The sequence below is a fragment of the Leeuwenhoekiella marinoflava DSM 3653 genome, from assembly GCF_900129005.1.
GTDB lineage: Bacteria > Bacteroidota > Bacteroidia > Flavobacteriales > Flavobacteriaceae > Leeuwenhoekiella > Leeuwenhoekiella marinoflava.
Genome location: NZ_FQUN01000003.1, coordinates 472,361 through 481,164, shown reverse-complemented (window position 1 = coordinate 481,164; position 8,804 = coordinate 472,361). Strand labels below are relative to the sequence as shown.

General features: G+C 38.9%; 10 protein-coding genes and 1 pseudogene. 8 read left to right on the top strand and 3 right to left on the bottom strand.

What is annotated here, in order from left to right; genetic code table 11:
• From BUB91_RS21120 to BUB91_RS02155, 8 genes and pseudogenes are all read left to right on the top strand, one after another.
• A pseudogene (locus BUB91_RS21120) lies at positions 1-307 on the top strand (IS4 family transposase); the annotation flags it as partial.
• Positions 308-547: 240 nt separating this feature from the next.
• Positions 548-1,072, top strand: coding sequence for a 30S ribosomal protein S16 (locus BUB91_RS02185; protein ID WP_073096349.1), 525 nt, complete (start codon positions 548-550; stop codon positions 1,070-1,072).
• A gap of 11 nt (positions 1,073-1,083) precedes the next feature.
• Positions 1,084-1,608: a ribosome maturation factor RimM gene (rimM, locus tag BUB91_RS02180; protein ID WP_073096347.1), complete on the top strand. Its 525-nt coding sequence runs from the start codon at positions 1,084-1,086 to the stop codon at positions 1,606-1,608.
• 197 nt (positions 1,609-1,805) lie between these two features.
• Positions 1,806-2,480 (top strand): tRNA1(Val) (adenine(37)-N6)-methyltransferase, encoded by a 675-nt coding sequence (locus BUB91_RS02175; RefSeq protein ID WP_073096345.1) that lies wholly within the window; start codon positions 1,806-1,808, stop codon positions 2,478-2,480.
• 143 nt (positions 2,481-2,623) lie between these two features.
• Entirely contained in the window at positions 2,624-3,802 is a 1,179-nt protein-coding gene (locus BUB91_RS02170; protein WP_073096343.1) for an acyl-CoA dehydrogenase family protein, read from the top strand.
• A 79-nt stretch (positions 3,803-3,881) separates the two neighbouring features.
• Positions 3,882-4,658, top strand: coding sequence for a DUF3050 domain-containing protein (locus BUB91_RS02165; protein ID WP_073096341.1), 777 nt, complete (start codon positions 3,882-3,884; stop codon positions 4,656-4,658).
• 86 nt (positions 4,659-4,744) lie between these two features.
• On the top strand, positions 4,745-5,641 hold the full coding sequence (locus tag BUB91_RS02160; protein ID WP_073096339.1) for a metallophosphoesterase: 897 nt from the start codon (positions 4,745-4,747) through the stop codon (positions 5,639-5,641).
• Between the two features lie 9 nt (positions 5,642-5,650).
• Complete coding sequence (locus BUB91_RS02155; RefSeq protein WP_073096337.1) at positions 5,651-6,376, top strand: SGNH/GDSL hydrolase family protein; 726 nt, start codon at positions 5,651-5,653, stop codon at positions 6,374-6,376.
• 644 nt (positions 6,377-7,020) lie between these two features.
• Here the strand turns inward: BUB91_RS02155 and BUB91_RS02150 are convergent.
• From BUB91_RS02150 to BUB91_RS02140, 3 genes are all read right to left on the bottom strand, one after another.
• The gene (locus tag BUB91_RS02150; protein WP_073096335.1) at positions 7,021-7,341 is read right to left on the bottom strand and encodes a 2Fe-2S iron-sulfur cluster-binding protein; all 321 of its coding nucleotides are present in this window, start codon (positions 7,339-7,341) and stop codon (positions 7,021-7,023) included.
• An 84-nt stretch (positions 7,342-7,425) separates the two neighbouring features.
• Entirely contained in the window at positions 7,426-8,337 is a 912-nt protein-coding gene (locus BUB91_RS02145) for a hydroxypyruvate isomerase family protein (protein ID WP_073096333.1), read from the bottom strand.
• A gap of 218 nt (positions 8,338-8,555) precedes the next feature.
• Entirely contained in the window at positions 8,556-8,804 is a 249-nt protein-coding gene (locus BUB91_RS02140) for a NifU family protein (protein ID WP_073096331.1), read from the bottom strand.

The window sequence follows — 8,804 nt, the reverse complement described above, 5'->3', positions numbered from 1 at the left end:
GAACAGATGGCAGATAGAGACCATGTTCAAGCGCCTCAAGCAGAACTTCCCGCTAAAGTATTTTCTCGGGGACAACCAAAATGCCATTGAGATCCAGATATGGGTAAGTTTGATCGTTCAACTTTTGATGCTGGTGGTGCAACGTAAGGCAAAAAGAAACTGGGCTTATTCCAATATGATGTCCGTAATACGGTATCATTTGATGACCTATATTGACCTATTCAAATTCTTGAAGAACCCAGGGGCCAAATGGGAGGAAGTCACCACAAAGGACATTGGACAACTAAGCTTGTTTGCCTCTCCATAGGGAGGTTCTATTTTGAAATGACCCAGGTAACTCAACAAAAAAGGGCAGTCACAAAGGATTATTCCTTATTTTAGATTTTTACCGGACAACAATGTAATTTTATAGACTAAAAACATCTTGACAGCCAGAAAATTGTAGTATATTTGCGCCCTTATTTAGAAAAGCTATTTGCGACAAAATGTTATCAGATAGTAATTTATAAATTATAACCGGGGTCGGGTACCCCAAAAATTAATTTTTATGCCAGTAAAAATCAGATTGCAAAGACACGGTAAAAAAGGAAAACCTTTTTACTGGGTAGTAGCCGCAGACACGCGTGCTAAACGGGATGGTAAATTCTTAGAAAAACTAGGTATCTACAATCCAAACACAAACCCTGCGACTATTGAATTAGACGTAGATTCTTCAGTAAAATGGTTGCAAAACGGGGCACAGCCTACCGAAACTGCAAAACGTTTACTTTCTTACAAAGGAGCTTTACTTAAAAATCACCTTGCTGGTGGTGTACGTAAAGGTGCTTTAACAGAAGAACAAGCAGAAGAGAAATTTAATGCTTGGGTTGAAGAAAAAGCTTCTCAAGTTGAAGCTAAAAAAGACGGTCTTACTAAGGCTCAGCAAGAAGCTCGTAAAGAGGCTTTAGCTGCTGAAAAAGCGGTTAACGAAGCTCGTATCGCTGCTGCTCAGCCTGAAGAAGTAGCTGAAGAGGCTGCTCCTGAAGCAGAAGCTGCTCCTGCTGCTGAAGAAAACAACGAAGAAGCTAAATAAATCTATTCACGATGCGCAAAGAAGAATGTTTCTATCTGGGCAAAATCGTGCGAAAATTTAGCTTTAAGGGCGAGTTACTAGCGAAGCTAGATACAGACGAACCCGGAATGTATGAAGAACTGGAATCAGTATTTGTCGATTTTAACGGCAATCTGGTTCCTTTTTTTATACGTGCAAGCCAGTTGCACAAGTCTACTTTACTTCGCATAGATTTTGAAGATGTAAATACCGAAGAAGATGCAGATGATCTCATCAATGCAGAATTGTATTTACCTCTATCTATGCTTCCGCAATTGGAAGGCAATCAGTTTTATTACCACGAGATCATAGGTTTTAAAGTGAATGATATTTACTTCGGAGAAGTAGGTACAATTACCGGTGTTAATGACAACACTGCTCAGGCTCTTTTTGAAATTGATCATAAGGGTAAAGAAGTCCTCATCCCTATAAATGACGATTTTATTAAGAAAGTTGACCGGACTACAAAAACCTTAACACTCGATACGCCAGAGGGTTTGATCAATATTTATCTTTAAACAGGTTGGTTTTCATCCGCGTGAGGGATAGCAGTGTAAAGCCCACAGGCAAGCGATAGCATGCCGAGGACTTGAAGCGGATAGCCCGACCCTTAGGGTCACGCCAAAAACATTAAACATACTTTTATTTAAACGTTTTCTTTGTGTCAAAACCCTTTCAATTCAAACAGTTTAAAATAGAGCAAGATCGCTGTGCGATGAAAATAGGCACAGATGGCGTACTACTCGGCGCCTGGACTCGTGTTGATCAAAAACCCGATTCTATTCTAGATATAGGTACAGGTACAGGCGTAATCGCGCTAATGCTTGCTCAACGCTGCTATGCCGAACTTGTTGACGCCTTAGAACTTGACGAGAATGCATATGAGCAGGCGGTAGAAAACTTTGAGCAATCGCCTTGGGGTGATCGGCTATTTTGTTATCATGCCCATTTATATGAGTTTGCCACAGAAATTGAAGACACCTACGACTTGATTGTCTGTAATCCACCATTTTTTGAAGGATCTGTTGCGTTACAAGAAGAGCAAACCAACTCAAAAGCACGAGCAAATGCCCGTTTTGAGGAGTCGATGCCTTTTGAATTACTGGTTGCTTCAGTGAATCAACTTTTAAATGCTGAAGGAGTTTTTTCAGTGATTATTCCGCGAATGCGTGAAGAAGAATTTATAGAAATTGCTGCTCAAGCGAATTTATATCCCCACCACATCACGCACGTAAAAGGCAATCCTGAAGTTGCACCGAAGCGTTCTTTAATCGAATTCTCCCGCAAGCAAACTGATTTAGCACAAGACGAACTCATCATCGAAACAGGAAGGCATCAGCACACCAAAAAATACATTGATCTTGTTGAGGATTTTTACTTAAAAATGTGATCGGTTTTTAATTTTTTATTGAAAAATTAAAAGAATTGTTTTTGTTGCTTTAGCAAAATGCTAAATTTAGATAGTTACAAGACACATTCATTAAAGCATTAGTAATCGTAACGCTAATTGCTATCATTTTCAATAAGCACCTTATGAAACCTGATCTTTTTGAAGCTCCAGATTATTATAACTTAGACGATCTTTTAACCGAAGAACATAAACTCGTGCGCACTGCCGCACGAGATTGGGTTAAACGCGATGTATCTCCCATTATTGAAGAAGCCGCTCAAAAAGCCGAATTTCCTAAAGAGATTATTAAGGGGCTTGCTGAAATTGGTGCCTTTGGCCCCTACATTCCTGAAGAATATGGCGGTGCCGGTTTAGATCAAATCAGTTATGGACTCATTATGCAAGAAATTGAACGCGGCGATAGCGGTGTACGTTCTACAGCTTCGGTACAGTCTTCTCTGGTGATGTATCCTATTTATAAATTTGGTTCTGAAACACAACGTAAAAAGTTTTTACCCAAACTCGCAAGTGGAGAGTTTATGGGATGTTTTGGCCTTACCGAACCCGATCACGGTTCTAATCCTGGCGGAATGGTTACAAACTTCAAAGACAAAGGCAATCATTACTTGCTTAACGGTGCAAAAATGTGGATTTCTAATGCGCCATTTGCAGATGTCGCAGTAGTATGGGCAAAAGATGAAAGCGGTCGCATACAAGGTTTGCTGGTTGAACGCGGTATGGAAGGTTTTTCTACACCCACAACTCATAACAAATGGTCTTTAAGAGCTAGTGCCACTGGTGAGCTGATCTTTGACAATGTAAAAATTCCAAAAGAAAATCTGCTTCCTAATAAATCTGGACTAGGCGCTCCATTAATGTGTTTAGATTCAGCTCGCTTTGGTATTGCCTGGGGGGCTATTGGCGCAGCGATGGACTGTTACGACACGGCTTTGCGCTACGCAAAAGAACGGGAGCAGTTTGACAAACCCATTGGAGCATTCCAACTTCAACAAAAAAAGTTAGCTGAGATGATTACTGAAATCACCAAAGCCCAGCTTCTTGCATGGCGTCTGGGAACGCTTAGAAATGAAGGCAAAGCTACTTCTTCGCAAATATCTATGGCTAAGCGTAATAACGTAGAAATGGCGCTGAAAATAGCCCGGGAATCCCGTCAAATACTGGGCGGAATGGGCATCACCGGCGAGTACAGTATTATGCGCCATATGATGAATTTAGAAAGCGTTATCACTTACGAAGGCACCCATGATATTCATTTACTCATAACCGGCATGGATATCACCGGGTTAAATGCATTTAAATAATAGCTCTATAGAGAATATCAAGGGTTAAAATAGCATATAGTCAAATTGAATTTTCTAATTTTACAGAAAATTATTTTGGATGAGTAAGTACATCAATAAAGCTATCGCTCCGTATCAACATCAGCTTTTAAATCACAGCCTTTATAAAAATCTACGCACTCCGGCAGATTTGCAGTCATTCATGCAACATCACGTATTTGCGGTTTGGGATTTTATGTCTTTACTCAAAGCATTACAATTTGATCTTACTAAAGTTTCTACGCCTTGGTACCCTATAGGGAATCCTGAAATCAGATACCTCATCAATGAGATTGTTCTAGCAGAAGAAACAGATATCAACATGGAGGGCAAACGCCAAAGCCATTTTGAGATGTATCTGGACGCAATGAAAAAATCTGATGCTTCTTTAGAGCAAATCAACACTTTTTTAAATCATATTACCCACGGCACAGATATCTTTCTGGTTATTGCGGTAAGTGATATTCCTGAAAGTGTAAAAGAATTTCTACGTTTTACTTTTGAGATCATTGCCGAAGGTAAACCGCATAAAATAGCGGCTGCTTTCACCTTTGGTCGCGAAGACTTGATTCCGGATATGTTTGGTAAAATAATTACTGAAATCCAGAAGAACTTCCCAAAACAAGATTTGACGCATTTTAAATATTACTTTGACCGTCATATTGAATTGGATGGCGATGAGCACGGTCCGATGGCATTACAAATGGTAGAAGAACTTTGCGGTACAGATTCTCTTAAATGGGAAGAAGTTAAGCATACTGCTATAGAAGCATTAAAGCGACGTATTGTACTTTGGAGTGGCATTGAAGAAGAGATCAATAATAAGGTTTCAGCTTAATTTTCAGACAGATTTTTAAAACCGTTTAAGACAAAAAGAGCAATAATGCTTCAGGCGTTATTTGTATCTTTAGCTTAAAAGGCTTCATGTCGTTTATATCTCGTTTTGATCGGGCATTTAAAGATGCACCGGTAATTCCGTTTTCAGACAGCAGCAAGTTTATCTTGTTTAGCGATTGCCACAGAGGCGATAACAGCAGCGCAGACGACTTTGCCGATAACCGAAACATCTACTACCACGCTTTAAAGCAATACTATAAAAATGGCTTCACCTATTGTGAGTTGGGCGACGGTGATGAACTCTGGGAAAATTTAAACTTCACCACCATTTTTGAGTCGCATCAAAACGTTTACGGTTTGATGCAGTTGTTTTTTAATGAAAACAGATTGCATCTCATGTGGGGAAACCATGATATGGTTTACAAAAACAAGCATCAGGTTGAGAAAAATCTGTTTAGTTTTTTTGACCGTAAAACCGGCACAGACAAACCGCTTTTTCCAGGAATAGAAATAAATGAAGCACTGATTTTAAAGCATACCGAAACCGGACAAGAATTATTTCTCTGTCACGGGCATCAGGCAGATTGGATGAATTACATCGCCTGGCGTTTTAACCGTTTTATGGTTCGCGTTTTATGGCGACCGCTACAGGGAGCCGGTATTTTAGATCCTACCAGTCCCGCAAAAAATTATCGCGAACTCATTAAAGTAGAGCGCCGTACCAAAAAATGGATCACGCAACGCAACAATCAATTTACGGTTACCGGGCACACACATCGCCCCAGATTTCCAGAACCGGGAGCTATTGCCTATTTTAATGATGGAAGCTGTGTGCATCCACGCAGCATAACCGGTTTAGAAATAGAAAATGGAGCGATATCGCTCATCAAATGGCAGATTGCTACTAACGATGAAGGCGTTCTTAAGATTGTACGGATTTTATTAGAAGGGCCTCAAAAGCTCAGCGACTATCAAACCGAATAAAAAGCTAAAATGAAAAATTACACGCTATATCTATTAAATGCAGTTGCTATTCTAATTCTATTAGGATGTGGTGCCACTGAAGAAACCAGTAGCACTATCGAAGAGCTCCCTATGAATCAAGAAAATGCAGATTATAGCTATTTGGCCTTAGGAGACAGTTACACTATAGGTGAAAGCGTTTGCGATACCTGCAGATTTCCTATTCAATTAGAAAGCGCCTTTGAACAATTAACTAATAAAAGTATGCATACAGATATTATCGCTACAACAGGATGGCGCACAGATAACCTGATCGAGGCCATTGAAGATCAGAATCCTGATAACACTTATGACTTTGTCACCTTACTCATTGGGGTTAATAACCAATTTCAGGGAATACCTTTTAGTATGTATGAGAATGAATTTTCGCAACTTTTAACGACTGCAATAAATCTTGCGCAGGGTGAAAAAGAACGAGTTGTGGTTCTATCAATTCCAGATTACGCGTTTACCCCTTATGGTCAAACCACGTCAAATCCGCAACAGGTTTCTGATGAATTGGATGAATACAATACCTATGCAAAAGAAGTTACTGAAAATCGCGAAGTAAAATTTCTAAACATTACAGACATTACGCGCCGTGGTATAACTGAGCCTAATCTGGTTGCATCAGATGGTTTACACCCTTCTGAAGATGCTTATGCGGAGTTTGTAGACCGACTGCTTCTTATAGTTAATACAGTCGTAAAAGATTAAAGCGAGACTATCCCGGGTAAATTCTTAGTTTATTGTTTAGCTTTAGGCCTTCTTCTAACGGGGAATATTTTCGCCCAAAATCAAGAGAAAAACAAATTCCTTATTTGACTTTGAGAGATAGTTATACTGCCGGAATCCGTTTTTACCATAAATGCGCTTTCTCGATACAACTTGCTTATCTTTTAAACGAAAATAAGCCTCATGATATACAAGCTCAACCGCTACGTTGAAACCGGCTGGCGTACCAATGATTTGATCAATACATTAAAAATGAATTTATACAACTACCTGAATTTGCGATTAATCACACTAAAAATGATTCTAAAGGTGTATTTATGATCTTGATACCAAATTATATGTATATCCATTTGATCAAAAGAAACCATACCTAACGAATTTCAAAGAAAGTAAACTCATAATTTTTTTATTGAAGAAATAGTAGAATAGCGCGGAGTAAAAAAAATTAGAAATTACAGATATAACCCAGCTTGCACTTGTAGAACCGGCTCTTATTGCTGAAGACGGCTTGCATCTTTCTAAGAAAGCAAATGCAGAAATTATAAATAGGATTAAACCCTTTATTAAAAGTAAAAGAGCCTTAAAAACATACGTTATTAAGGCTCTTTTATATAATTGAGTCTGGTTTAACTCTCTGGAGCCAACTTTACTTCAAGTCCGTTAAGATCTGGCGTAATAGGAATCTGACATCCCAAACGGCTGTTTTCTTCCACATTAAAAGCTTCAGAAAGCATCGCCTCTTCATCATAACCCATTTCATTCAGTTTGTGATCAGAAACCACATAGCACTGGCAAGAAGCACACATAGCCATACCGCCGCAGGTACCTTCTACCGGCAGTTCGTACATCTTACAAACTTCCATCAGGTTTAAATTCATATCAGTTGGCGCCTCAAGTGCATGAGCTACTCCCTCGCGATCGATTACAGTTATAGTTACATCTTGCATAATACCTATTATTTAAGCCCGCTAAATTAAGAAAAATCCTTTTTTTAGAGGTTAAAAAACCTAGTGAAATAGTAGGGTTTAAATTTAGACGTCACAGATCTTAATTGCCTCATCTAAAGCAGCTATTTTATCTTCATATGTAGGGATGAATTCTTGTGCTACATAGCCCTCATAACCGGTTGCCAGAATAGCTTTCATAATCGCCGGGTAATTGAGTTCCTGAACATCTGTAATCTCATGTCTACCGGGAACACCACCTGTGTGGTAATGCGCAATGTACTGATGATAATTAGTTATGGTGCGTATCACATCACCTTCCATAATTTGCATATGATAGATATCATAAAGCAACTTAAAACTTTCAGAACCTAAACGTTCGCACAATTTTACACCCCACGGAGTAGTATCACATTGATAATCGTTGTGGTCTATTTTACTATTGAGCAGCTCCATAATGAGCACAACATTCTTTTCTTCGGCATATTTAGCAAGAGGCGCAAGACCTTCTGTACAGTTAGCAAGACCCTCCTCTTCGGTTAAATCGCGTTGATTTCCGGAAAACACAATTACATTTTTTATGTTATGAGCGCTGGCTTTATCAATAAGACCTTTATACTTTTTCTGCAAATCTTTATGATTCGCCGGGTCGTTAAAACCGTCTGTAATGCTTGCAAAAGTATCTGTCGCCACAGCACATTTGAGTCCATTTTTTTCTACACTTTCCCATTCTTCCGGTTTTAAAAGATCTATTCCTTTCAGTCCTAAATCAGCAGGACTTTTTGCAAAATCCTCTAGTGGAATACTGTTGTAACACCAGTAACAAGCAGAATGGTTGATATTTCCTTTTAAAGACTGCTCGGTTTCGGCTATTGGTTTTTCTTCGGTAGCATTATCAGATTCGGTTTTACAGCTTAGTGCAGAAAATCCCAACCCAATACCTGAAGTAGTTAAGGCAATATTACGTATTGCAGACCTTCGACCTTTAGAATGACTCATAATAGTATGTATAGAAAATTTGTTAAATATAACAATTAACTGTAACTCTTACATTTAAAACAATAAAATAAAATAAGCCGGTAAAGAATGTTCCCTACCGGCTTATCTAGAAAACTACTTCGAGGCAAGCCCGTGAAGTAGTTTACTGAACAATACATTTTTAGAACGAGACAAGTCTCGGAGCATTTAAATCTCGATTATCGAGTAAAATGAACCTTTTAATTAGGCATCACATTAATTACATGTTCTACCTGTGGAGCATGTTTTTTGATAGTCATTTCAACACCACTCTTTAAAGTCATTTGGTTTACACTACACCCCACACAAGCACCTTCTAGCTGCACTTTTACAGTTGTACCGTTTTCTTCTATACTCAATAAGGCGATATCACCACCGTCGCTTTGTAGAAACGGTCGAATTTCTTCTAATGCTGCTTCGACTTTACTTTTCAATTCTGTATCTGTCAT